The organism is Catellatospora sp. NPDC049609 (assembly GCF_040675365.1).
GTDB lineage: Bacteria > Actinomycetota > Actinomycetes > Mycobacteriales > Micromonosporaceae > Catellatospora.
Genome location: NZ_JBFAOU010000060.1, coordinates 18,548 through 42,453, shown reverse-complemented (window position 1 = coordinate 42,453; position 23,906 = coordinate 18,548). Strand labels below are relative to the sequence as shown.

20 protein-coding genes and 1 pseudogene are annotated in these 23,906 nt (G+C 72.7%); 7 read left to right on the top strand and 14 right to left on the bottom strand.

What is annotated here, in order from left to right; translation table 11 throughout:
* Positions 1-201: 201 nt before the first annotated feature.
* The 4 genes and pseudogenes from AB0J67_RS18675 to dut form a co-directional block, all read right to left on the bottom strand.
* Positions 202-897 carry a DUF3159 domain-containing protein gene (locus tag AB0J67_RS18675; RefSeq protein WP_363483854.1) on the bottom strand — a complete coding sequence of 232 codons (696 nt, stop codon included), beginning with the start codon at positions 895-897 and terminating at the stop codon, positions 202-204.
* A 67-nt stretch (positions 898-964) separates the two neighbouring features.
* Positions 965-1,354 carry an OB-fold nucleic acid binding domain-containing protein gene (locus tag AB0J67_RS18670; RefSeq protein ID WP_363483852.1) on the bottom strand — a complete coding sequence of 130 codons (390 nt, stop codon included), beginning with the start codon at positions 1,352-1,354 and terminating at the stop codon, positions 965-967.
* 393 nt (positions 1,355-1,747) lie between these two features.
* A pseudogene (locus AB0J67_RS18665) lies at positions 1,748-2,323 on the bottom strand (DUF3710 domain-containing protein); the annotation flags it as partial.
* A gap of 159 nt (positions 2,324-2,482) precedes the next feature.
* Positions 2,483-2,938, bottom strand: a complete 456-nt coding sequence (dut, locus tag AB0J67_RS18660) for a dUTP diphosphatase (RefSeq protein ID WP_363483849.1) — start codon at positions 2,936-2,938, stop codon at positions 2,483-2,485.
* 130 nt (positions 2,939-3,068) lie between these two features.
* Here dut and AB0J67_RS18655 point away from each other — a divergent pair, with 130 nt between their 5' ends.
* On the top strand, positions 3,069-3,554 hold the full coding sequence (locus AB0J67_RS18655; protein WP_363483868.1) for a DUF3093 domain-containing protein: 486 nt from the start codon (positions 3,069-3,071) through the stop codon (positions 3,552-3,554).
* A 6-nt stretch (positions 3,555-3,560) separates the two neighbouring features.
* On the opposite strand, the gene AB0J67_RS18650 is transcribed toward AB0J67_RS18655, so the two are convergent.
* Positions 3,561-4,391 carry a hypothetical protein gene (locus tag AB0J67_RS18650; RefSeq protein WP_363483846.1) on the bottom strand — a complete coding sequence of 277 codons (831 nt, stop codon included), beginning with the start codon at positions 4,389-4,391 and terminating at the stop codon, positions 3,561-3,563.
* Between the two features lie 218 nt (positions 4,392-4,609).
* On the bottom strand, positions 4,610-4,906 hold the full coding sequence (locus tag AB0J67_RS18645) for a DUF4193 domain-containing protein (RefSeq protein ID WP_363483843.1): 297 nt from the start codon (positions 4,904-4,906) through the stop codon (positions 4,610-4,612).
* Between the two features lie 352 nt (positions 4,907-5,258).
* Between AB0J67_RS18645 and AB0J67_RS18640 the strand changes: the two genes are divergently transcribed.
* Positions 5,259-5,786 (top strand): LytR C-terminal domain-containing protein, encoded by a 528-nt coding sequence (locus tag AB0J67_RS18640; protein WP_363483840.1) that lies wholly within the window; start codon positions 5,259-5,261, stop codon positions 5,784-5,786.
* An 84-nt stretch (positions 5,787-5,870) separates the two neighbouring features.
* Here AB0J67_RS18640 and AB0J67_RS18635 read toward each other — a convergent pair whose 3' ends face one another.
* Positions 5,871-6,668 carry an inositol monophosphatase family protein gene (locus AB0J67_RS18635; protein WP_363483838.1) on the bottom strand — a complete coding sequence of 266 codons (798 nt, stop codon included), beginning with the start codon at positions 6,666-6,668 and terminating at the stop codon, positions 5,871-5,873.
* 239 nt (positions 6,669-6,907) lie between these two features.
* Between AB0J67_RS18635 and AB0J67_RS18630 the strand changes: the two genes are divergently transcribed.
* A complete protein-coding gene (locus AB0J67_RS18630; RefSeq protein WP_363483835.1) occupies positions 6,908-8,620 on the top strand; it encodes an RNA polymerase sigma factor in 1,713 nt (570 codons plus the stop codon).
* Positions 8,621-9,000: 380 nt separating this feature from the next.
* Positions 9,001-9,234: a hypothetical protein gene (locus tag AB0J67_RS18625; RefSeq protein ID WP_363483866.1), complete on the top strand. Its 234-nt coding sequence runs from the start codon at positions 9,001-9,003 to the stop codon at positions 9,232-9,234.
* A 174-nt stretch (positions 9,235-9,408) separates the two neighbouring features.
* On the opposite strand, the gene AB0J67_RS18620 is transcribed toward AB0J67_RS18625, so the two are convergent.
* From AB0J67_RS18620 to AB0J67_RS18605, 4 genes are all read right to left on the bottom strand, one after another.
* Positions 9,409-11,133 (bottom strand): DEAD/DEAH box helicase, encoded by a 1,725-nt coding sequence (locus AB0J67_RS18620; protein WP_363483832.1) that lies wholly within the window; start codon positions 11,131-11,133, stop codon positions 9,409-9,411.
* Positions 11,134-11,466: 333 nt separating this feature from the next.
* Positions 11,467-12,123, bottom strand: a complete 657-nt coding sequence (locus AB0J67_RS18615) for a trimeric intracellular cation channel family protein (RefSeq protein ID WP_363483829.1) — start codon at positions 12,121-12,123, stop codon at positions 11,467-11,469.
* A 54-nt stretch (positions 12,124-12,177) separates the two neighbouring features.
* A complete protein-coding gene (locus tag AB0J67_RS18610) occupies positions 12,178-13,140 on the bottom strand; it encodes a ribokinase (RefSeq protein ID WP_363483826.1) in 963 nt (320 codons plus the stop codon).
* 129 nt (positions 13,141-13,269) lie between these two features.
* Positions 13,270-13,515: a DUF3039 domain-containing protein gene (locus AB0J67_RS18605; protein WP_363483823.1), complete on the bottom strand. Its 246-nt coding sequence runs from the start codon at positions 13,513-13,515 to the stop codon at positions 13,270-13,272.
* 339 nt (positions 13,516-13,854) lie between these two features.
* Here AB0J67_RS18605 and AB0J67_RS18600 point away from each other — a divergent pair, with 339 nt between their 5' ends.
* The 3 genes from AB0J67_RS18600 to AB0J67_RS18590 all read left to right on the top strand — a co-directional run bounded on the left by AB0J67_RS18600 (position 13,855) and on the right by AB0J67_RS18590 (position 16,212).
* Positions 13,855-14,778, top strand: a complete 924-nt coding sequence (locus tag AB0J67_RS18600; RefSeq protein ID WP_363483820.1) for a pseudouridine-5'-phosphate glycosidase — start codon at positions 13,855-13,857, stop codon at positions 14,776-14,778.
* A 37-nt stretch (positions 14,779-14,815) separates the two neighbouring features.
* The gene (locus AB0J67_RS18595; RefSeq protein ID WP_363483817.1) at positions 14,816-15,730 is read left to right on the top strand and encodes a PfkB family carbohydrate kinase; all 915 of its coding nucleotides are present in this window, start codon (positions 14,816-14,818) and stop codon (positions 15,728-15,730) included.
* 122 nt (positions 15,731-15,852) lie between these two features.
* Positions 15,853-16,212 carry a DUF3099 domain-containing protein gene (locus AB0J67_RS18590; RefSeq protein ID WP_363483814.1) on the top strand — a complete coding sequence of 120 codons (360 nt, stop codon included), beginning with the start codon at positions 15,853-15,855 and terminating at the stop codon, positions 16,210-16,212.
* 88 nt (positions 16,213-16,300) lie between these two features.
* On the opposite strand, the gene AB0J67_RS18585 is transcribed toward AB0J67_RS18590, so the two are convergent.
* From AB0J67_RS18585 to AB0J67_RS18575, 3 genes are all read right to left on the bottom strand, one after another.
* Positions 16,301-17,035 carry an alanyl-tRNA editing protein gene (locus AB0J67_RS18585; protein WP_363483811.1) on the bottom strand — a complete coding sequence of 245 codons (735 nt, stop codon included), beginning with the start codon at positions 17,033-17,035 and terminating at the stop codon, positions 16,301-16,303.
* A gap of 106 nt (positions 17,036-17,141) precedes the next feature.
* Positions 17,142-22,181, bottom strand: coding sequence for a Pls/PosA family non-ribosomal peptide synthetase (locus AB0J67_RS18580; RefSeq protein ID WP_363483809.1), 5,040 nt, complete (start codon positions 22,179-22,181; stop codon positions 17,142-17,144).
* 128 nt (positions 22,182-22,309) lie between these two features.
* Positions 22,310-23,731: a diaminobutyrate--2-oxoglutarate transaminase family protein gene (locus AB0J67_RS18575; protein ID WP_363483807.1), complete on the bottom strand. Its 1,422-nt coding sequence runs from the start codon at positions 23,729-23,731 to the stop codon at positions 22,310-22,312.
* Between the last annotated feature and the right edge of the window lie 175 nt (positions 23,732-23,906).

Here is a 23,906-nt window from a genome sequence, read left to right as displayed (position 1 = left end):
GCCCTGCGGGTGACCCCCCCCGACGGGGCCCGCGCCGCGTTTTCAATACACGTGGCCCTATCTGGATGACTTCGATCACAGAAAAGTCATCCAGATAGGCCAACGTCGACAAAGAACGGGGCGCGGCGCGCAGGGCCCTGGACACGAGCGCGCCGCGCGGCCCGGGTGGGCGGCGCGGCGCGGCTGGTGGAGCGGAGTGGGTCAGGCGGGGCTGGCGGCCTGCTCGCGCCGGACCCGGCGGACCACGCTGAACGTGATCACCAGGAGCAGGGCGAACAGCGGCGTACCCATGACGATGCGGGCGATGCCCAGCGCGGTGCCCTGCTCGGCCATCCACAGGCCGCCCTGTACCACCACCTTGATCGCGAACACCACCGCCCACAGCGCCGTGAGCTGGGCGAACACCCGGACCAGCCGGTTGTCCTCACGCCAGTCGTTGCGACCGCCGTTGGCGACGACCGACCAGAACCAGCCGACCGCCGGGTGACGCACCATGATCGACCCGACGAGCACCACGATCTGCCCGATGGTGATCCAGATGCCCGGCAGGTAGAAGTCGACCTCCTTGCCGGAGTCCCAGGCCAGCCAGGCGCCCAGGGCGATGCCGAACAGTCCGTTGATCGCGAACCGCACCGGCCGGCGCTGGGCGAGGCGCAGGATCGCGACACCCACGGCCACCGTCGCCGACGCGATGATCGCCCACTGCAGCGCGGTGCGCGACTCCTCGGCCGGGAACCGCAGGCCGAGCAGGATGTTGGTGAGCACGAAGACGATCACCGGCACGGCGGCCTCGGTCATCCCCCGCAGGCCGCCCAGCTGCTGCGCCATCTGTTCGGCGAACGGGGGCAGCTCGTCCGGGTCGGCGGTCTCGACACCGCGCTCGGTGCGCTCGGTCATGCCAGCTCCTCGCCACGCTTGTAGGCGGCGCGCGGCGGACGCACGCCGATCGTCGGTCCGCGGTCTGTCACGCGGCCGCTTCCAGCTCGTAGTACGGGTTGTAGATGACCTTGCGGCCGTCGCGGACGGCGACCCTGCCCCGGACGGTGAGGCCGCGGCCGGGTTCGATGCCGTTGATGTGGCGGCGGCCCAGGAAGACCAGTGTGATCAGGTCGGTGCCGTCGTAGAGGTCGGCTTCCAGGGTCGGCAGGTTCGTCCGCGGGGTGTAGACGACCGTGCGGAGGCGGCCGCTGACGTTGACGAGCTCCCCGCGATGCACGGTGTCGGCACAGACGCAGCCGGCGAGCTCAGTGTCGCGGCGCAGCTCCTCCGACTCCAGCTCCTGGTCGGTGGCGGTGAGGCGGTGGAGCATCCCACGCAGCCCCTTGGCCCGTGATCGCGCTTGGTCGGTCGACATGACCTGACTCTCTCATCCCTGCCCGCCGGGGCGAGGTCCCCGGTCGGCGCGTAACTGTCAGCGTACTTCGGGGTGCCCCGCTGCGGGACCGCCCCCGGGTGGAACACGGCGCCCGCCCCGTGCGCCGCATGCGTGGCGGCGCGCCGGGACGGGCGATGTTCCCGCAGGTCAGTCCCGGCGCGGGCGCGGGGAGGGCTTGCGTCGCGGCACGTCGCCCGCGGCGGGTGCGCCGGAGCCGGTGGAGCCGGACGGGGTCATCGTGCCGAACGGGGTCGGCGCGGGCGGCGGCGGCACCCGGCCGGGCACCAGGTCCGTGCGGCCGTACGGGTCGGCGCCGTACTGCTCGGCGGGCGGCTGCGGGGCGGGCTGCTGCTCGGCCTGCTCGGCCGCGGCGATGGCGGCGCGCTCGGCCTCGGCCCGCTGGGCCATGTCCGGCGGCAGGCGCAGCGGCAGGGCCTCGCGGACCGGCCGGGCGCTGTCGTCGCGGCGTACGGCCAGACCGGTCAGGATCTGCTCCAGCGGGCCGGCCTCGCTCAGGTCGACGGCCGCCGGGCCCTGGAACACGGCGCGGACCATCCAGCGCGGCCCGTCGACGCCGATGAAGCGCAGGTCGTTGAAGCCGTCCGGGGTGCGCAGCCGGGCCCGCAGCTCGGTGCCCCAGCGGCCCGGGACGTCCTGGGCGCCCACGCCGTCGGCGAACAGCGACTTGCGGATCTCCTCGCGCACCTCGTCCCAGATGCCCTCGGTGCGCGGCGCGGCGAACACGCCGAGCTGCAGGGCGTTGGGGCCGGCCACGAGCGCGATCTGCTGGATCACGCCCTGGTCGCCGGCCTGCACCCGGATCTCGACGCCCTCGACCGCGGGCAGCAGCAGGCTGCCCAGGTCCAGGCGGGGCGCGTCGGGCGCCTCCGAGACGTCGTACGGGCCGTCGTCGCCGAAGATCGAGCGGGGGCGGGAGGACCCGTTCATGCCGTTGGCGGCGGGCGCCTCAGACCGCTGCTCGGGCTCGTAGTCCTCGCCCAGCAGCGCGGCACGCCGCGCGGCGCGCGCGTCCTCGAAGCGCGGCTCCTCCGCCTTGGCGTGCCGCCCGGTGGCCGCACGTCGTCGCGAGAAGATCACTGTTCCTCCTCATTTCCCCGTCGAGCCGTGGCCGCCGGTGCCCCGTGCGGAGTCCGGCAGTTCGGCGACGTCGTGGAAGTGTGCCCGCTCCACCCGTTGCACGACAAGTTGCGCGATGCGGTCGCCCCGCGAGATCTTGGCGGTCGTCGTCCGGTCGTGGTTGACCAGCTGGACCAGGATCTCGCCCCGGTAGCCCGCGTCCACGGTGCCGGGAGCGTTCAGCACGGTCACCCCCATTTTCGCGGCCAGACCCGACCTCGGGTGGACGAGTCCCACGAATCCGTCCGGCAGGGCGATGGCCACGCCGGTGCGGATCAGGCGGCGCTCGCCGGGCGGGATCGCGGCCTCCTCGGCCGCGTACAGGTCGGCGCCGGCGTCCCCCGGATGGGCGTACGACGGCGGCGGCAGGTCGGGGTCGAGCCGGCGGATCGGCACCACGACGGGCGGGGTCGCAGGGGGATACAACGGTCAGACCTCCGGGGGAAGTACCTCACGCGCGCTCACGGCGGGAGCTGCGTCTCTTGCCTCTATCCTGCCGCGCCCGGTGGACCCGGCGGGTCCTACCCTCGATGTCGTGAAACATCCAGGCAGCGGTATGGCGTCCTCAGGCACAACGGCGACAGGGGGCGGCGCGGCACGGCCTGTGCCCCGTCACACGGAGCGCCTGTCCACGCCGTGGTGGCTGTGGGTGCCCGGCCTGCTGGTCGCCGCCGTGCTCGCGGCGCAGGTCGGGCTGGGTGCGCCCGGCCCGCGCGGCTGGGTGGCCTACCTGGTGGTGCTGCCGGCGACCGGGTACGGCCTGTGGTGGCTCGGCCGGATCCGGATCACCGTGGACGAGGCCGAGCTGCGGGTGGACGACGCGGTGCTGCCGCTGCGCCACGTCGCGCAGGCCATCCCGCTGGACGCCGAGACCAAGCGCGAGCTGCTCGGCCCGAGCGCCGACCCGATGGCGTTCGTGATCCAGCGGCCGTGGATCGGCGGCGCCGTGCAGGTCGTCCTCGACGATCCCGCCGACGTCACGCCGTACTGGGTGATCAGCTCCCGCCACCCCGAGCAGCTCGCCCGCGCGCTGCGCCGCTGAGCCGCGTCAGTCCTCGGCGGGGGGCTGCGGCAGGGCCGCGTGGCCGCCCTTGCCGTACTTGAGCTGCAGGTCCCGGCGCAGGTCGTCGCCGAGCCGCCGGGTGGCCTTGCGGTTGAGGTAGCTGGCCACGGCAGCCCCGGTCAGCAGCGGGCCGAGCGTGGTCAGGTTGCGCCCGAACCGCTTGAGGATCATGTCCCGCAGCTGCTTGCGGGTGGCGGTGCCGAGCACCGTCGCCGCCGCGGCGCCGGGCAGCATCGGGCTCATGCCGCGGTGGCTGGCCCAGGACTGCATCAGGCTCACCGCCTTCTGGGTCGGCGTGCCCGGCACCGGGTGGCCGTAGACCTCGTGCAGCTCGCCGATGAGCTTGAGCTCGATGCCGACCACGGCGACCGTCTCCGTCGCCAGCAGCACCGGGGTCGACAGCAGCGTGGGCGGCGCGACCCATTCGACCGAGGCGACGCCGCCGCCCACCGCGCCGACGCCGGCCGCGGCGCGGGCCGCGTTGCGGATGAGCCGCTCGGCGAGCGCCTCATCGTCCAGGCCCGGGTAGTGCCGGCGCAGCGTCTCCAGGCTGCGTACGGGCACGTGCGGGGCCAGGTCGGAGACCGCCTCGGTGATCCAGCCGATCGCCTTGCGGGGCATGAAGACCTCTTTGACTCCCCGCTCGCGCAGCCCCACCAGCATGCGCCCGAGCAGCCTGCGGCGGTCGGCCTTGTCCAGCTCGGCGTCCGCCAGCCCCGCCACCGCCGCGGCCAGCTCGTCCGGCCGGCCGGCGGCACCGGAACCGGCAGTGCCCGACGTGCTGTCGTCGGGCACCGGTGAGGGGCTGGTGGTCATGGCTGACTCCCGTCGGTCGATGCGGCGCCCATACCCACGACGGTCGTCGGGGTCACGCGGTGACCCGGAAATCCGCCGGCACGCCGCGTCGGCGCGACGTGCCCGTCGGATCCGTGTCCCCTGATGTTCTGCGCCATCTCACCGCATCGCGTCAAGCCCGCGGTAGTGCGTGCTTCGTGGCGCGTGCCCGGCGCGCCGGGCCCGGCCCTGTCCCCCGGTCAGGCGCACTCGCGGCAGATCGGCTCGCCGTTGCGCTCGCCTGCCAGCTGGCTGCGGTGGTGCACCAGGAAACACCGCGAGCAGCGGAACTCGTCGGCCTGCATCGGCACGACCTTGACCGTCAGCTCCTCGTCGGCGAGGTCGCCACCCGGCAGTTCGAACGCCTCGGCCAGGTCGACCTCGTCCACGTCCACGCTGCCCGACTGTGTGTCGACACGCCGGGCCTTCAGCTCCTCGAGGCTGTCCTCACCGAGGTCGGCCTCGTCACGGCGCGGGGCGTCGTAGTCGGTGGCCATCGAATGTCACACTCCCAATTCGTGTCTGGTCCGTCTGCGTACGCGACGTATTCACTCTGAACGAGCGCGGTACTTTAGCGCGCCCGTGTGGGAGTTGTACGCTCCCGCACGCGAAGTTGTTCCCGATGTGACTGAGCCGACAGCTTCTCCGGGCCGTCGGGTCAGGCGAGACAAAGGTAGGGGCAGCCGCCCGCCGATCACGGTCGGCGCGCCGGAACCTTCGGCCCAATTCCGGTCGTCTGTCGGGTCGTGGCCCCGACCGGGCCGGTCAACCGATAACCTCTGGCGCATGCCGTCAACGGTGGCGGCGATGCGGACACTCTGGCCCACGGGGAGCGGCACCGAGATGCAAATGGCACGAATCCGAGCGATCGCCCTCATCAGCACCCTGGCGATCATCGGCATCACCCTAGCCGTGATCACGCTCAATCGTGACACGCAGTCCGAAGCTCCCGTGGTGCAGAGCTGCCCGGCGGGCTACGTGCCCGTCAACAACAAGCTCCCCGACTCCGAGAGCGAAGTCAAGATCAACGTATACAACGCCACGACCACGGTCGACCTGGCCCGCAACGTGGCGGCGGACTTCACCAACCGCAAGTTCAAGGTCGAGAAGACCGGCACAGACAAGAAGAAGGAGCCGGACATCGTGGCCCGGCTGCAGTACGGGCCGAAGGCGGTCGGCGCGGCCCAGCTGCTGCGGGCGTACTTCCTCAACGCGGTCGAGGAGGACGGGTTCGACATCAAGCGCGAGAACGACACCATCGATGTGATCATCGGCGGTCAGTTCAAGCAGCTGGCGACCCCGACCGAGATGCGCCAGGCGGTCGCCGCGCTGGGCAACCCGGAGCTGCCCCCGGGCACCTGCGCCGACCAGACCTGACCGCGACGCCGCCCCCAGCGCCGTGCTCGAAGCCCCGCCCCCGCCGCCACGACGGCACGGGGCGGGGCTTCGACCGTCTGCGGGCTACGGACCGGCGTCGGCGTCCAGCCCGGCGAGCAGCGCGTCCAGCGGGCCGTGCAGCGCGGGCGGCGCGGCGAGCACCATGTCCGGCCCGGCCGGCCGGCCCGACAGGCCGGTGACCAGTAGCCCGGCCTCCCGCGCGATGAGCCCGCCGGCGGCCAGGTCCCACTCCGCCAGCCCCTTCTCGTAGTACGCGTCGAGCCGGCCCTCCGCCGCCGCGCACAGGTCCAGCGCGGCCGAGCCCATCCGCCGGATGTCGCGCACCACCGGCAGCACCTGCGCCACCACCCCCGCCTGCTGGGCCCGCCGCTCCTTGGCGTACCCGAAGCCCGTGCCGAGCAGCGACAGGCCCAGCTCGGTGGCGGGCGAGCCGGTCAGGCGCACCCCCTCGCGCCAGGCGCCGTGCCCCTTGGCCGCGGTCCACGTCTCCCCGGTCGTGGCGTGTCGCACGACACCCGCCACCACCTCGCCGTCCACCTCGGCGGCGATGGACACCGCGTAGTAGGCCAGGCCGTAGAGGTAGTTCACGGTGCCGTCGATGGGGTCGACGATCCAGCGCACCCCGCCGCCGGAAACGGGCGCGCCGCCGAACTCCTCACCGAGTACCGTGTCACCCGGGCGCCGTGCCGCCAGCGCGGTGATCACCTGCTGCTCGACCGCCCGGTCGGCGGCCGTCACCACGTCGGTGACGGTGGACTTCGTGCCCACATCGGTGATCGCCTCGTTGCGCATACGGCGGGCCGTGTCGGCCGCCTCAACGGCAACCTGTACCGCGATGTCCAGCAGTTCCAGTTCGTTCACGACCGTCCTCCTCGTCACCTGGTGCCATCCTGCCAAGGCGCCGAGGTCCGCTCGCGGACCGCCTCCGGCGTGCGCGTCGAGATGATCGCCGAGTACGGCGCTACAATTCACGCCTGCCACGTGCCGAAGGCGCGAGGCGCATCCACACCTCACACTGGCTGACCCACCGCGACGCGCTGCCGCGCCGTGGCGCAAAGCCGTAGGATCTCTGCTCGTACCTCGCCTCCGGAAGGTCGTCCGTGACTGAAGCCCGCCAGATCAGCGCCGACGTTCGTTCGCTCACCGACATGCTGATCGCCCAAGCCGCAGGCGCCGGCGGCCGGCTCACGCCTGCGGATGTGGCGCGCACCGTGGAGGCTGCCGACGTCACGCCCGCCCAGGCCAAGAAGATGCTGCGTGCGCTGCTGGAAGCGGGCGTGACCGTCGAGGTCGACGACTCGGCCAACGGCCGCCGCAAGGTGGCCGCCGCACGTGCCGCGACTCCCGCCTCGAAGGCGACCACCGCGAAGACCGCGCAGCCCGCGGCCGCGAAGGCCGCCAAGCCCAGCGCACCCAAGCAGGCCAAGCCTGCCGAGACCGACGGCCCGGCGCCGGTCAAGGAGGCGGCGAAGGCCGCCCCCGCCAAGGCCGCGCCCGCCGCCAAGCCCGCCAAGGCCGTGAAGGCCGCCCCCGCCAAGGCCGCTGCGGCCAAGGCCGAGGGCGCCGACACCGACGCCGACGACGCGACCGCCAAGGCGGCCAAGGCGCCGGCGAAGAAGGCCGCCGCCAAGAAGGCTGTCGAGAAGAAGACAGGCGACAAGGCCGCGCCCGCCAAGGCCGCCAAGAAGGGCGAGCCCGGTGAGGGCGACGAGCCCGACGGCGCCGACCTCTCCGTCGAGGAGCTGGCCGCCGACCTCGAGGACGTCGTCGTCGACGAGCCGGTCGAGATGGCCCAGGCCGCCGAGGCCGACGCCGCCGCGGCCGACGACTTCGAGTGGGACGCCGAGGAGTCCGAGGCGCTCAAGCAGGCGCGCAAGGACGCCGAGCTCACCGCGTCGGCCGACTCCGTCCGCGCCTACCTCAAGCAGATCGGCAAGGTGCCGCTGCTCAACGCGGAGCAGGAGGTCGAGCTCGCCAAGCGGATCGAGGCCGGCCTGTTCGCCGCGGAGCGGCTGCGCCAGGCCGAGGAGGAGGGCCTGCAGCTCACCCGCGACATGCAGCGGGACCTGCTGTGGGTCTCCCGCGACGGCGAGCGCGCCAAGAACCACCTGCTGGAGGCGAACCTGCGCCTGGTGGTCTCGCTGGCCAAGCGCTACACCGGCCGCGGGATGGCGTTCTTGGACCTGATCCAGGAGGGCAACCTCGGCCTCATCCGCGCCGTCGAGAAGTTCGACTACACCAAGGGCTACAAGTTCTCCACGTACGCCACCTGGTGGATCCGGCAGGCCATCACCCGCGCCATGGCCGACCAGGCCCGCACCATCCGCATCCCGGTGCACATGGTCGAAGTGATCAACAAGCTCGGCCGCATACAGCGTGAGCTGCTCCAGGACCTGGGCCGCGAGCCCACGCCGGAGGAGCTGGCCAAGGAGATGGACATCACGCCCGAGAAGGTGCTGGAGATCCAGCAGTACGCCCGGGAGCCCATCTCGCTGGACCAGACCATCGGCGACGAGGGCGACAGCCAGCTCGGTGACTTCATCGAGGACTCCGAGGCGGTCGTGGCCGTCGACGCGGTCTCCTTCTCGCTGCTGCAGGACCAGCTCCAGCAGGTGCTGCAGACGCTGTCGGAGCGCGAGGCGGGTGTGGTCCGGCTGCGCTTCGGACTCACCGACGGCCAGCCGCGGACTTTAGACGAGATCGGCCAGGTGTACGGCGTCACGCGCGAGCGGATCCGGCAGATCGAGTCGAAGACCATGTCGAAGCTGCGGCACCCGTCGCGCTCGCAGGTGCTCCGCGACTACCTCGACTAGCACCGGCAGGTCAAGTCGACATTCCTCGCGAATCGGACGAAGAGCCTCCACCGAACGTACAGAACTGCTCACCGTCCGTATATAGACGGCTACGCGCTCTGTTTCTGTTCGACTCGCGATCGTTGACGTGGCACTCTGGTGGAACGGCACACTGTCCAGGACGGGTCATCTCCCCAGGTAGCCCGTCTGACCAGGTAGGCTCTACCGCCCACCGACTGTGACCCCGGTCCCCCCGAGGCCCAGCCGGGAAGGCCCCCGACGCGGCCGGCGTTGAGGCTTTCGTGGGTAACGAGCTGAATGACAATGGCGGGTTCGGCGTTGCTGGACTCGAAGGATCGACGATGTATTTCAGCATCGGTGACGACCAGAGGAGGAAGGCGATGACCCAGACCCTCACGCCGCCGCCGGCGACGGTGGCTGCCCCAGCCGCCGATGAACGGTGCGACCGCTGCAACGCGGCGGGCAAGTTGCGTGTGAAGCTGGCCGGTGGGGGCGAGCTGGTGTTCTGCGGACACCACGCCAACAAGTACGCCGATGACCTTGTCAAGATTGCCGTGGAGGTGGCGGCCGACCCCGAGTTCACCTGGCGGGGCGCCGACACGATCGCGAAGTAACCCTACAAAGCTTCACCCGAGGGGGGCACCGCCGAGCGGTGCCCCCCTCGGCGTGCCCGCCCCCGCCGACTCGCGCGGGTCGGGCTTGATCATCCGACCTGCCTGGCACATGGGCGTATCTCGAGCCCGCATTCGCCCATCTGCCTGGCAAGTCGGACGATCAACGCGCGCGGGTCAGAAGGACTGGATCGTGGCGATGCGCTCTTCGAGCTGTTCGATGGTGGCCTGGGCGCTGGGCGGGCCCCCGCACTTCGAGCGCAGCTCGGCGTGGATCTTGCCGTGGGGCAGGCCGGTGCGGTGGTGGTGGGACGCGACCAGGGCGTTGAGCTGGCGGCGCAGGTGGATGCGGCGCTCGGCGGCGGACATGTCCCGTACGGGCTCGCGCTGGGCGGGGGCCTGCTCGGCCACCGCGGCCCGGTTGCGGCGCACGGCGGCGGCCTGGTCGGCCTGGCGCTTGGCCAGCAGCGCGGCCACCTGGTCGGCGCTGAGCAGGCCGGGCAGCCCGAGGAAGTCCTCTTCCTCCTGCGTGCCGACCTGGGCGGGCAGGCCGAAGGTGGCCCCGTCGAAGATCACCTGATCCAGCTCGGCGGTGGCCGACAGCGCCTCGAACGACTTGTTGAGCTCGCCGCTGGCGTTCTCGGACTGCTGCGCGCGCTCCAGCAGCTCGTCGTCCAGCCCGTCCTTGGCCTTCGGGCCGCCGAGCACGTGGTCGCGCTCCAGCTCCATCTCGCTGGCCAGCCCCAGCAGGTGCGGCACGCTGGGCACGAAGACGCTGGCGGTCTCCCCCGGCCGGCGGGCCCGCACGAAGCGGCCGATGGCCTGGGCGAAGAACAGGGGGGTGGAGGCGCTGGTGGCGTACACGCCGACGGCCAGGCGCGGGATGTCGACGCCCTCGGACACCATCCGCACCGCGACCATCCAGCGCTGCGTCGAGCCGCTGAACTCGGAGATCTTCGCCGAGGCGCCGACGTCGTCGGAGAGCACCACGACGGCCTTCTCCCCCGTGGCGGACTCGATGAGTTTCGCGTACGCCCGCGCCGTGGTCTGGTCCGAGGCGATCACCAGGCCGCCCGCGTCGGGGATGCCGCCCTCGCGCAGCACCTGCAGGCGCGCGTCGGCGGCCCGCAGCACGGCGGGCATCCAGTCGCCCTTCGGGTCCAGCGCGGTGCGCCAGGCCTGCGCGATCAGGTCCTGCGTCAGCGGCTCGCCCAGCCGCACGGCGAGCTCGTCCCCGGCGCTGGTGCGCCAGCGGGTCTCCCCCGAGTACGCGAGGAAGATCACAGGTCGGACGACGCCGTCGGCGAGCGCGTCGGAGTAGCCGTACACCGAGTCGGCGCGCGAGCGCTGCACCTCGCCGACCCGCTCATAGGTGACGAACGGGATCGGGTTCTCGTCGGACCGGAACGGGGTGCCGGTGAGCATCAGCCGCCGCTCGGCGGGCTCGAACGCCGACTTCACGCCGTCGCCCCAGCTGCGCGAGTCGCCCGCGTGGTGGATCTCGTCCAGGATCACCAGCGTCTTGCGGGTCAGCGTGCGCCGCAGGTGCACCTGCGGCGCCATGCCGACCTGCGCGTACGTCACCACCACGCCGTGGAAGTCGGCGCTGGTGTGCACGTCGGCGTTGCGGAACATCGCGTCGAGCTGGATGCCGACCCGGGCCGCGGCCTGCGCCCACTGCAGCTTCAGGTGCTCGGTCGGCGCCACCACGGTCACCGCGTCGACCGTGCCGTCGGCCAGCAGTTCCGCGGCGATACGCAGGGCGAACGTGGTCTTGCCCGCGCCGGGCGTGGCGACCGCCAGGAAGTCGGGCGTGCGCCGGCGCAGGTACTCGACCAGAGCCTTGCGCTGCCAGGCGCGCAGCGACGGGAACGACTCGGGGACGGGGCGGGCCAGCGCCACGCGGAAGCCTCCTGCTCAGGCGGGGGTCAGCACGAAAGAGCCCTCGGGTCGGCCAGGGATGACGCCGAGCGCGAAGGCGGGCCCTGAGTCTATCGGCTCCCCCCGGAAGATCCGCGCGACTGTGCGCCGAACGTGGTGAGTCCCCTTGCCGCGCCACCCATCCGGCGCGCCGCCCCCCGCTGATCGCCCGACTTGCCAGGCACATGGGCGTATCTTGGGCACGCTTTCGCCCATGTGCCAGGCAAGTCGAACGATCATGCTCTCGACGGACTGCGGCGCAGGCGCACGGCGGAGGCCGGTGCCCGCCGCGAGGTGTGGCCTACGGTCGGGCGGTCAGGGGCTGTCCGATGTCGGTCCGCCGTTGGGCTGGGTGGCGCCGAAGCGGGGGCGGGGGGCGGACCAGTGGCGGTAGAGGGCGATGATGCGCACCGCGAAGACCAGGATCGCCGCTCCGGTGAGGCTGGCCACACCGGCCAGGCCGGTGCCGACCAGCACGGCCACCGCGATCGCGCCGAGCAGCGAGGCGACCGCGTAGATCTCCCGGCGCAGCACCACCGGGATCTCGTTGAGCAGCAGGTCGCGCACGAGGCCGCCGCCGATGCCGGTGAGCATGCCGAGCAGGCACGCGCCCACCGGCGGCACGTTCGCGTCCAGCGCCTTGAGCGTGCTGGTGACGGTGAACAGGCCGAGCCCGGCGGCGTCCAGGCTAAGGACCGTACGCCGTAGCCGGTCCAGGTGCGGGTGCAGCCAGAACACCGCCAGCGAGGCGACGGTGGCGGTGGCCGGGTAGCGCCAGTCGGCGAAGGCCAGCGGCGGCACCTGGTTGATCACCAGGTCGCGCAGGATGCCGCCGCCGAGCGCGGCGACGAAGCCGACGAAGACCACGCCGAACAGGTCGAGCCGCTTGCCCACCGCGGCGGACCCGCCGGACGCGGCGAACACGGCGACACCGGCGAGGTCACCGATGAGCAGGGCCGACGAACTGTCCACCGGCGCAGGCTACGACGTGCGGCGGCGTACCCGCCGAGCGCCTCGCCGCGCGGGTCAGGCCGTGGGATGCGGCTGGTAGGCGCGGTCGTAAAGGGCGTCGATCTCCGCCTGGACCGGCAGCGAGCTGGACGCGCCCCGGTGCTGGGCGCACGCGGCACCGGCGGCGCAGGCCCAGCGCAGCGACTCCTCGATCGCCCGGCCCTGCGCCCAGGCCACCGCGAGCGCGCCGGTGAAGGCGTCCCCGGCCGCGGTGGTGTCCACTGCCTCCACTGGCGGGGCGCCCACCTCCAGCCGCAGCCCGCCCCGTTCGGCGTACGCGGCCCCGGCGGCGCCGAGGGTCAGCACCACCCGCGGCACCCGCGTCAGCAGCGTGTCGAGCAGCATGGGCACGTCGTCGGCCGGTGCGAGCCCGTCGCCGTCGGGGTCGCGGGCGCCGTCCAGCCCGGCCAGCACGGTGGCCTCGGTCTGGTTCACCACGAGCAGGTCCACCCCGGCGAGCAGCTCGTCCGGCAGCGCCCGCGCGGGAGCGGCGTTGAGCACGATGGTGGTGCCGCCCCGCCGGGCCGCCGCGACGGCCTGCGCCACGGTCTCCGGTGGGATCTCCAGCTGGCACAGCAGCACGTCGCACCCCGCGATGAGGTCGCGGTCGATCGCGTCGAGGTCGGTGAAGTGCGCGTTGGCGCCCGGGGCGACGACGATGAGGTTCTCGGCGGCCGCGTCGACCGCGATGAGGGCCACCCCCGAGGGGCCCGCCACCCTCCGCAGCCCGTCCAGCCCCACCCCGGCCGCGGCCAGGCAGCCCTTCAGCTCGTCGCCGAACGCGTCGAGGCCCACGGCCCCCAGGAAGTGGCAGTCCGCCCCGGCCCGTGCCGCGGCGACCGCCTGGTTGGCGCCCTTGCCTCCCGGAACGGCGAGGAACCCGTCGCCCAGCACCGTCTCGCCGGGGCGCGGCAGGGTGGGCGTCTCCACCACCAGGTCCATGTTCGCGCTGCCCACGACGACCACCCTCGCGGTCACGGCCTCTCCTCGCGACGCCTGCGCGGTGACATGATCCACTAGCTCATCGCTTCCCTTCCGGGCGCGGCGCGTCGAGCCCCCGTGTCGCACGGCTCCGGCCGCGCGCACGACGCGACGCCGCGGGCCGGATCAGTCGGTGAGGTTCTCGTAGATCTCTTTGCACTCCGGACAGACCGGGAACCTGTTGGGGTCGCGCGAGGGCACCCAGACCTTGCCGCACAGGGCGCGCACCGGCGTTCCCTCGATCATGGCTTCGAGTAGTTTGTCCTTGGGTGCGTAGTGCGACATGCGCTCGTGATCGCCCTCGTCGAGGCGATACTCCGTCGCGACGCGCTCCTCAAGAATGGTGCTGGGGTTCGTCACAGGTGTGGTCACCCGAACATTGTCTCAGGTCACCCGCTGCCGGCCCAGTCTGATATCCCGCCACGCTGGTCACGGCCTTGTCCACCACCGCCATACCCCCGCCCAAGCCCACAGCCGCGCCACCCGTCACCGCACCGCCCCACCGCCGCCACCCACCACCAGGCACGCCCCAGAACCGCGCCACCCCCGCGTTCGGCCGCCGGCGTCACGCGCCACCAAGGAGGTAAGCGAAGCGAAGCCGACGACTGGCGCGTGACGCCGGCGGCAGAGGCCGAACGCCGCGCGTGCGCAGCACGCGCCAGCAGCAGAGCCGAACGCCGCGCGTGCGGAGCACGCGCCAACAGTAGAGTCATGATCGTGACTGATGTGAGCATCCGCCTCGGTGACGAGGTCAAGGCCGCGCTGGCGAACGGCCTGCCGGTCGTCGCGCTGGAGAGCACGATCGTCTCCCACGGCCTGCCGCGCCCCGACAACCTGCGCGTGGCCCGGGAGATCGAGCAGGCCGTACGCGACAACGGCGCGGTCCCGGCCACCATCGGCATGGTCGGCGGCCGGCTCGTCGCCGGCCTCGACGACGAGGCGCTGACCAGGCTCGCCGTCGGGGAGAAGGTGGCCAAGCTGTCGGTGCGCGACCTCGCCGTCGCCGCCGCCCTGCATGCGGACGGGGCGACCACCGTGGCCAGCACCGCGGCCGTGGCCGCCGCGGTCGGCATCGGCGTGTTCGCCACGGGCGGCCTCGGCGGCGTGCACCGCGAGGCGTCGCAGACCTTCGACGAGTCCGCCGACCTGATCACGCTGTCCCAGACGCCCATCGCGGTGGTCTGCGCCGGGGTGAAGTCGATCCTCGACGTGGGCGCCACGCTGGAGCGGCTGGAGACGCTCGGCGTGGGCGTGGTCGGCTACCAGACCGACCGGTTCCCCGGTTTCTTCATCCGGGACAGCGGGTTCGGCGTGGACTGGCGGCTGGACTCCGCCGCGCAGGTCGCGGCGGCCATGCGGGCGCAGCGGGACCAGGGCGTGCACCGTGGTGCGCTGATCGTGGCCAACCCGCTGCCGGAGGACGAGCAGCTCGACCGGCAGCTGCACGACCGCACCCTGGCCGACGGCCTGGCGATCGTGGAGCGCGACCGGGTGACGGGCAAGCAGGTGACGCCGGTGCTGCTGTCGCACTTCCACTCGGCCACCGGTGGGCAGAGCCTGGCCGTGAACGTACGCATCATCCTGCGCAACGCCGCGCTGGCCGCGCAGATCGCCGTCGCGGCCGCGCAGCGGTGACCTCGCGGCCGGGATCGCGCCGGGGATCGGAGGCGTGATGATCCTCACCGTGGGTGACCTGGTCACCGACGTGCTGGCGGTGCTGCGGGCACCGCTGGCGCAGGGCTCGGACACCCCGGCGACGGTGCACGTCGCCGGGGGCGGGCAGGCCGCCAACACGGCCGCCTGGCTGGCCGCGCTCGGCACGCCGGTGACCTTCGTCGGGGCGGTCGGCGACGACCAGGCCGGCCGCGACCGGCTCGCCGAGCTGCATCTGGCGGGGGTACGCACCCAGGTCAGCATCCGCCCCGGGGCCAGCACCGGCAGCATCGTGGTGCTCACGCACGGCGGCGAGCGCACGATGATCAGCGACCGGGGCGCGAACCTGCTGCTGGCCTCGGCCGACGTCGACGCGGCCATCGCGCAGGGCGCGAGCCTGCTGCACCTGTCCGGGTACACGCTGCTCGACCAGCCCTCGCGGCCCACCGGCCGGTACGCGCTCGCCTCGGCGCGGGCGGCGGGGCTGCGTACCAGCGTCGACGCCGCGTCGGCCGCGCCGCTGCACGCGGTGACCACCGAGCTGATCGAGGACGGCGTGACCGGGCACCCGTTCCTGGACTGGGTGCGCGGCATCGACCTGCTGCTCGCCAACGCCGACGAGGCGACCGCGCTGGCCGGCCCCGGCACGCCCGCCGACCAGGCGCTGGCGCTGTCGTACGCGATCGGCGGCGACGTGGTGGTGAAGCTGGGCGCGCACGGGGCGCTGTGGGCCGGGCCGGCGGGTGTCGTGCACGTCACGGGCGAGCCGATGCCGATGGTGGACGCCACCGGCGCGGGGGACGCGTTCGCCGCCGGGCTGCTGGCGGCCTGGTGCGCGGGCGCCGACCGGCACGACGCGCTGGTGGCGGGCTGCCGCGCCGGCGCGGGTGCGGTCGGCATCGTGGGTGCCCGCCCGCCGCTGCCGAACGCCTGAACCGCCGCCACGCGAGCGGGCCGCGCAGCCCTTGACCATGGAGGTCGACCGCCCCGCGCGAAGTTCGCGCGGGGCGAGGAGCAGGATGGGGGTAGGAACCCCTTCGGCGGCTGGGAGGCAGCGTGAAGCGGCAGGCGGACAGGCCGGTGCTGATCACCGACGCCGAGGAGAGCCCCGAGGTCGAACTCAAGCGGCGGGAGCGGCGCTACATCCTGATGATGCTGCTGCGCGCGGGCTGCCTCATCCTGGCCTCGGTGCTGGCCATGGCGAAGGTGCCGCTGCTGTGGCTGTGGCTGCCGCTGTGCGGTCTGGGCATGGTGCTGCTGCCCTGGCTGGCGGTGATCCTGGCCAACGACCGGCCACCCAAGGAGGAGCACCGCTTCAAGCGCTTCCGCCGCCACACGGTGCCGACCAACGCGCTGCCCGCCCAGCCCGGCGGCCAGGTGTACGAGGGCACCATCGACGACGACCGCCGGCCCTGATCTCCCGAGCCGGGTCGGTGTCAGCACCGATCGGTGGCAGAACCGGGTGGTGGCAGGGCGGGTCGGCGGCAGGACATCGCCGGGCGGGTCAGACCAGGCGGACGCGGACGCGCCGGTTGGCCTTGCCCTTCGACTCGACCTTGACGACCTGGAGCTTGCCGATCTGCGCGGTCGAGGCGACGTGGGTGCCGCCGTCGGCCTGCACGTCCAGGCCCACGATGTCGACGATGCGGATCTCCTGCTCGTCGGCCGGGATGAGGTTGGACTGGGTGCGGATGATGTCCGGCAGCGCCAGCGCCTCGTCGCGGCCCAGCACCTTGGTCACCACCTGGCGGTCCGCGCCGACCTCGGCGTTGACCAGCTCCTCCAGCCGGGCCTTGAAGTCGCCGGGCACCTCGGGCAGGTTGAAGTCCATCCGGGCCTCGCCGGGCTCCATGTTGCCGCCGGTGACCAGCGCGCCGAAGTCGCGGAACACCACCCCGCACAGCACGTGCAGGCCGGAGTGCGTCCGCATGAGCAGGGTGCGGCGGGTGTCCTCCACCGCGCCCGCGACCTGCGCGCCGACCGGCGGCGGCGGGTCGCCCTCGGCGGGGATGAGCCACAGGTCGTCGCCCTTGCGGGTGCCGGCGATCCGGGTCTGCACGCCCTGCCACAGCAGCACGCCGTGGTCCGGCGGCTGGCCCCCGCCGCCGGGGTAGAACGCGGAACGGTCCAGCACGATGCCCTGCTCCGGATCGGCGGCGAGCACCGTGCAGGTCCAGTCGCGCAGGGTCGGGTCAGCGAGATCGAGGCGCTCGGTGCGCCCGTGGTGGGTGACGCCCATACCCGTGGAGTCTAGGCACCCGGCCGCCGGAACCGGCCCCGCGCCGCTCCACTTTCATGATCGAGGCATCGCCCCCGCCACGCGAGCGGCAGGGGCGGAGCTGCGGTCAGGGGCGGGCGGGGCGGGGGCCGGGGTCGGGCGCCGTGACGTCACGGGCGGTGACCCGGCCGTTGGCCAGGATCTGCATGTGCACGGCCTGGCCGTGTCCGCTGCGCTCGGCCGGCCGCGCCGGGCGGCCCACCGACTTGGTCACGGCGGGGCGGGTGGGCCTGCCCGCGGACCGGCGTCCGCGCCGGCTGGCCGGCCGCCGCCGCACCGCGACGGTCACCCAGTGCTGCTCCACCTCGTCGCCCCACTGCTCCTGGTGGAACCAGAAGCGCTGGCGGCCCGGCGCTCCGGCGCCGATCACCTGCAGCGGGTCGAGCCGCGCGTCGAGCTGCTCGAAGCTGACGTCGCCCGCGCACCGGGCGAACGCCTCCTTCAGCGTCCACATGCGCAGCAGCTGCTCGCCCTGGTCGTCGCTGCCGGCCAGGCGCGCGTGCTCGGCCGCGGACAGGGCCGCCCAGGGCAGCGAGGCGGCGTCGTCGACGGCCGCGGGCTCCAGGTTCACCCCGATGTCGTACGCGTCGGACACCGCGACCGCGATCACCGACTCGGTGTGCGAGACGCTCAGGTCCAGGCCGGGGATCGGCCCGCACACGGTCAGCTTGCCGAACCCGCCGTAGCGCAGGGTCCAGTTGCGCGGGGCGACCTCGCCGTGCCACTCGATCGACAGGATCATGCGGACCAGCGCCCGGGAGATGACGAACGAGCTGCGGCGCTCGGTCGAGCGCAGGCTCTCGGCCTCGGACCGCTCGTCGGCGCTGAGGAACTGCGCCAGCTCGCTCTCCCGGCGCCGGCACTCGGCCAGCGAGAACAGCGAGACGGCGACCCCCGCGGGGCGGCGGCGGCGTGGCGAGGGCGTCGCGCGCAGCTCGGTGAGCAGGACGCGGGCCGCGGCGCGCGAGCCGGGGCGGGGACCGGACGGGGTCGGCACGGGCCGGGTGCGGCGCGCGGACGCGGGCAGCGGCTCGCACACCTGCCGGGCCGGGTTGCCGGTCCAGTCCTCGCCGTCGGGGATCTGCTCGCCCTTCATCAGGAAGGAGTGCGCGCCGACCACCGCGTTCTCGCCGACGGTGACGCCGTAGTGCACGAACGCCTTGACGCCCAGCGTCGCGCCGGAGCCGATGACGGTCGGCTCGGAGCGGAACATGCCGTCCTCCTGGGAGTGGCACTGGATCACCACTCCGGCGTTGAGGCAGGCGTCGTCACCGATGGTCATCATGGTGCGCTCGGACATGTACGCGCCGTCGTCGTACACCCGCCGGCCCATGCGCACGCCCAGCAGCCGCCAGATCAGCGGGCGGAACGGGGTGCCCGCGAACGGGACCGGCGCCTCCAGCTTCCACAGCCGCTCGTGCCACCAGTAGTACGGGTCGTAGATGGAGCAGCGCCGCGGGCGCAGCCGCCGGAAGCCGCCGACCAGCCGCTCCACCAGCACGCTGTAGCACAGCTGGAACACCAGCATGACCACCATCGCGGCCGGGATGACCAGCACGCTCCACTCGGAGTACATGTCCAGCGCGGCGGCGAGCACGACCAGCCCGACCGCGCCGGAGATCCAGCTCACGAGCAGGAACCAGGCCATCGAGCGCAGGTTGTACCGGTTCTTCAGGGTCAGCGCCCGGCGCAGCGCGTCGCCGGTAGGCGCCTCGCAGCCGGCCTCCCGCGCGACGACCCGCGCGATCGGGAACGACGGCGAGCCGAGCAGGCCGGTGTCGTGGCGGATCGGACCGTCGGTGGGCACCGTCGCCTTGGTCGCGTAGAGCACGTTCTGGCCGACGGCGTGGCCGGCCGGGAAGGTGACGTCGTTGCCGACGAAGGAGCGGGCGCCGATGCTGACCCGCGACATCTTGAACGAGGTGGGCGAGTAGTCGGCGTTGACCATGGACAGGCCGTCGGACACCATCGTGCCGGTGCCGACGGTGCACAGGAACGGCGTGTCGAACCGGAACTCGATGCCGAAGTTCGATCCGGTCTGCACGACCTGCTGCAGGTCGACGCCGATCCAGCGCAGGTAGTTCACCACGTACGAGCTGTCGCCGAACAGGCGCATGAACAGCGCCGAGTTGGTCATCCCGGAGATCGTCGAGGCGAGCCAGTAGCGGAAGCTGTAGAGCGGGTAGACCGTGTCCGGCTTCCACAGCAGGTTGAGCAGGCGCGGGATGACCACGATGGAGGCCAGGCCGAGCAGCAGCGCGGTCACGAACAGCACCGCCGAGGCCAGCACCAGGTCCAGGTAGATCATGCTGCTGAGGGAGAACGGCTGCCCGTCGACCAGGCCCTTCAGCATCGGCACCTGGGTGACCAGCGCGACCAGCGCGCCGAACACCAGCGGGCCGCGGGTGAGCACCTGGTTGGCGATCTTCACGCCGGAGTAGACGGTCTTGCGCAGCCAGCCGCAGCTGCGGGCCGGCACCGGCGGCAGGCCGGCGTGGCCGGGCTGGGCGGGCATGCCCTGCCAGCTCTCACCGGGCGGCACCGCGTAGCCGGGCGGCAGCGTCGAGGAGTGCCCGAGCCGCGCGCCGTCGCCGATGGTGGAGTTGATGTCCAGCGCGGTGTGCTCGCCGACGATCACGTCGCTGCCGATGGTGATCCGGCCGGTCTGCAGGTAGCCGGACTGGGCGCGGTAGCCCAGGAAGTAGCAGTCCTTGCGGATGACCGTGTTGTCGCCGATGGTCAGCAGGTCGGTGCAGATGGGCATGACCGGCGACAGGATCACCACGTTGCGGCCGATCTTCGCGCCGAGCAGGCGCAGGTACCACGGGTACAGCGGGGTGCCGTAGAACATCAGCAGCCGGCTGGCGCCCATGCACATGCGTACGTACCAGAAGCGCAGGTAGGTCAGGCCCCACAGGGGTATCTCCTGCTCCTTCCACCGCCCGATGAGCAGCCACTTCATGGCGATCGGGTAGATGGCCAGGATCAGGAAGCCGACGGTGCTGAACGCCGCCGAGCGCAGGTACAGGTCGAGGTAGCCGTCGGCGGCGGCCATGAAGCGGAACGCGAAGATGAGCAGGTAACCGGCCATCACCGCGGAGCCCAGGCCCAGCAGGAGCTGGAACAGGCCGCAGGCCGCGTACTGCAGCGAGCTCGCCCGGCGGGTCTGCCGGGCCGGGGCGGGCGCGGTGCGCGGCGGCGCGTCCGCCGACTGCGGGGCGACCGCGGCGGCCAGGGCCCGCACCGTGGGGTACACGTACACGTCGCGCATGGACACCGAGGGCAGGTCGGGGCGCTGCCGGACCCGGGCGCAGAACCGCGCCATGAGCAGCGAGTCCGCGCCCACCTCCTCGAAGAAGTGGCTGTCCGCGCCGACCCGCTCCACCCGCACGATCTCGGCGAGCACCTCGGCGTAGCCGCGCTCGACGGCCGACAGCGGCTCGGCGCCGGTCGTGGGCGCGGTCAGGCGGCGGTTGGTCGGCGGCGGCAGGCTCTTGCGGTCGGCCTTGTCGCTGGGCAGCATCGGGATGACGTCGAGCTGCTCCAGGTACGTCGGGATCATGTATCCGGGCAGCCGTTCGCGCAGCCAGGCGTAGATCTGCTGGCGGTCCAGCGCGACGGTGTCCTTGCGCAGGCTGTAGTAGCCGACCAGCTCGACCACGCCCGGTTCGGGCTTGTGCACGTCGACCACGGCCTGGGCGACGCCGGGCACCTGCAGCAGCACCGACTCGATCTCGGTCAGCTCGATGCGGTAGCCGCGGATCTTCACCTGGGTGTCGATGCGCCCCAGGTACTCGATCTCGCCGGTCTCGTTGACCCGGCCCAGGTCGCCGGTGCGGTAGATGCGCCCCGACGGGTTGTGCGGGATGCCGATGAAGTCCGGGATGAACGCACGCTCGGTGAGGTCGTCGCGGTTGACGTAGCCGACCGCCAGGCCGATCCCGGCGATGCCGATCTCGCCCAGCTCGCCCGGGGGCAGGGCGCGGGGCTCGTCGGGGTCGAGGATGACCGTGGCGTACGTCGGCAGCGGCAGCCCCAGCGTGATCGGCTTGTCCGGGTGCACCGGCGTCCAGGTCGCGGTGACGGTCGCCTCGGTGGGCCCGTACACGTTGAGGAAGCGGCGGCCCGGCCGGTGCCAGCGGGTGACCAGGTCCTGGGGGCAGGCCTCGCCGGAGACCAGCAGGAACCGCAGCTGCGGCAGGTCCTCGTCGAGGGTGGCGAGCAGGGTGGGCACGCAGCACATCGCGGTGATCTCGCGGTCGCGCAGGAACTCCCACAGGTCGCGCCCGAGCAGGCTGGCGCCGCCGGGTTTGGGCACCAGGGTCGCGCCGACCATCCACGACACCCAGATCTCCTCGATCGAGAAGTCGAAGGCGATGGTCAGGCCCTGGTACATCCGGTCCTCGGGGCGTACGCCGTAGAGGTCCGCGGCGACCCGGACGAAGTTGCAGATGGCGGCGTGCTCGACGGCGACGCCCTTGGGGCGGCCGGTGGAGCCGGAGGTGTAGATGATGTACGCCAGCTCGTCGGCCGGCTCGCCGCGCTCGTCGGCCGACAGCCGCCGGTCGTCGATGACGGCCAGCTCGCCGGTCAGCTCGTCGAGGCAGAGCACCTCGGCCCCGTCCACCTCGGCCAGGTGGTCGCGCAGGTGGGACACCGACAGCACCAGCCGGGACCCGGAGTCGGCGGTGATGTAGGCCAGCCGGTCGGCCGGGAAGCCGGCGTCCAGCGGCACGTACGCGGCGTGCACCTTGCCGATGGCGAGCATGCCCACGTAGGACTGCACCGGCTGGTCGAACAGCAGCGCGATGCGGTCGCCCGGCCGGGCGCCGCGGCCGATCAGATAGCGGGCGAGCCGGTTGGCGCGCGCGTCGACCTCGTCGTAGGTGAGCGCCTCCTCGCCGGTGTCCACCGCGAGCTGCTCGGCGCGGCCGTAGCGGCGCAGCCGGTCGCACTGCTGCTCGAACAGCTGCGGCAGCCGCTCGCCGGGCTGCCAGCGCGGCTCGTGCGTGTGCCCAGGGCAGGTCAGCACCAGACCGCCTCCGCGGCCGGGCTCGACGTCAGGGAACTCAGGAAGATCGTTGACATCGAGTACGCGTGTGCTCATGGGCTTCTCCCTCCGCACGGACTGACAGGACGGGGTGGGCGGGCACGGCCGTCCCCGCGCGCCGCGTCGTGCGGGCGGCGCGCCAGGGACGAACCATGTTCCTCAGGCGCCGGACCGGCGCCCCGGGGTCAGCCCATGCCGTCCCCGCCGGCGGAGGCGGGCGTCAGATCCGCGCCACCGGCCGGCGGCGCGCAGGACTCCTCGATCGCGTCGAGGACGATGTCGCAGGCGAGGTCGACGACCTCGGCGGTGACGTTCAGCGGCGGCAGCAGCCGGATGACGCAGTCGTCCCGGCCGCCGAGCTCGATGATCAGGCCGCGGCGCAGCGCACGGGCCTGCACCTGGCGGGCCAGCTGCCCGGCCGAGCGCCCGTCGCCGGGGTCGGCCAGCTCCACCCCCCACATCAGGCCCAGGCCGCGCACCTCGTGCACGGCGGCGTGCCCGCGCAGCGCGGCGAAGCGCTGCTCGATCTGCTGCCCGCGCTCGCGCACGTTGGCCAGGACCTGGTCGCGGTGCAGGATCCGCACCGCCTCCGCCCCCGCGGCGAAGGCGAGCTGGTTGCCGCGGAACGTGCCGGTGTGCGCGCCGGGCTGCCACACGTCGAGGCGCTGGTCGTACATGATGAGCGCGACCGGCGCGCCGATGCCGGACAGGGCCTTGGACGCCACGATCACGTCCGGCTCGATGTCGTACTGCTCGAACGCGAACCAGGTGCCGGTGCGGCCGCAGCCGGTCTGCACCTCGTCGACGATCAGCGGGATGTCCAGCGACCGGGTCAGCGCCCGCACCCGGCGGACGAAGTCACGTGACGCCGGGATGACCCCGCCCTCGCCCTGCACCAGCTCCAGTATCACCGCGGCGGGCAGGGCGACGCCGCCGTTGGGGTCCAGCAGCGACTTCTCCAGCAGCCCCGCGCAGTTGGTCTCGCAGCTGTCCGGACGCAGTCCCAGCGGGCAGCGCGCGCAGTAGGAGTACGGGAAGAAGTGCACGCCGGGCACGCCGTTGGGGATCGGGCGCTTCTGCGCGACCAGCCCGGAGGCGGCCATCGCGGCGTGGCTGCAGCCGTGGTAGCCGCCGTGGAAGGAGATGATGTCGCCGCGGCCGGTGGCGGTCTTGCACAGCTTGATCGCGGCTTCCACGGCGTTGGCGCCGGTCGGCCCGCAGAAGTGCACGCGCATGCGTTCGCGCAGGCCAGGGGCCAGCATGGACAGCTGCGCGTCGAGGAAGGCGTCCTTGGCGGGGGTCGGGAAGTCCAGCGCGTGGGTGAGCGTGCCCAGCTGGGACGTGACCACGCGGACCAGCTCGGGGTGGTTGTGACCGAGCGAGAGCACGCCCGCGCCGGTCAGGAAGTCGATGAAGACGTTGCCGTCGACGTCGCGGACGAAGGAGCCGGCTCCCTCGGCGATGGCGATGGGGATGTTGCGAGGGTAGGTACGCGCGTTGGACTCGCGGCGCTGCTGGCGCGCGAGCAGCTCGGCGGAACGGGGCCCGGGCAGATCGCACTGGACGGACGGTCCGGTCAATGCGTCAGGCTCGCTGAGCATCGTCATGGGTTCTCCTCAAGCGGGACACGGTGGAGCCGGCAGGCTCCGACCTGTGTGAGCGGCGCCGCACTCCCCCCTTTGAGGAAGAGGGCCGACCGCCGATAACGATTACGAAGTGGAATCGTTAGCTCACCCTTCGTGATGCTACCGATCGCCCGGTCGCTTGATCCGGATTTCAGAA